Genomic DNA, 665 nt, shown 5'->3' on the forward strand with positions numbered 1-665 from the left:
TCGATTCCGGAGTTGTTCGCTGCTCAGGTGGCCAACGCCTCGGAGGCGGTGGCGCTGCGTTGTGAAGACCGCTCGGTGACCTATGGCGAGCTTGATGAGGCGGCTAATCGGTTGGCTCATCTGTTGGTCGCTCATGGGGCGGGCCCGGGTCAGTGTGTGGCGCTGCTGTTTTCGCGGTCGGTTGAGGCGATTACGGCGATGCTGGCGGTCCTTAAGACCGGGGCTGCGTATGTGCCGATTGATCCAGCGCTGCCGGCGGCGCGTATCGAGTTCATGGTTGCCGATGCCGCGCCGGTGGCCGCGGTGACCACCAGCCGATTCGCCGATCTGGTTGGCGGGACCGGTCTGCTGGTCATCGATGTCGCTGACATCGATGAGGTCGCTGTCGATGCTGCACTCGGCGCGGTGTTGCCGGTGCCGGCCGCTGACGACATCGCTTACTACATCTACACCTCAGGCACTACTGGCGTGCCCAAGGGAGTCGCGGTTACTCACGCCAATGTGGCGCAGTTGTTCGACTCACCGGACGCCGGTCTGGCTTTCGGTCCGGGGACGGTGTGGTCGCAGTGGCATTCGTTGTCGTTTGACGTTTCGGTGTGGGAGATCTTCGGCGCGCTGTTGCACGGCGGGCGACTGGTGGTCGTGCCCGAGGAGGTGGTCGGATC

1 protein-coding gene is annotated in these 665 nt (G+C 64.2%); it reads left to right on the forward strand.

Going from position 1 to position 665, the window contains the following annotated elements:
* A partial coding sequence (locus A5752_RS10165) for an AMP-binding protein (protein WP_156613758.1) occupies positions 1-665 on the forward strand: 665 nt, incomplete at both ends.

Origin of the sequence: Mycobacterium sp. 852002-51961_SCH5331710 (assembly GCF_001665535.1) — a bacterium.
Lineage (GTDB): Bacteria > Actinomycetota > Actinomycetes > Mycobacteriales > Mycobacteriaceae > Mycobacterium.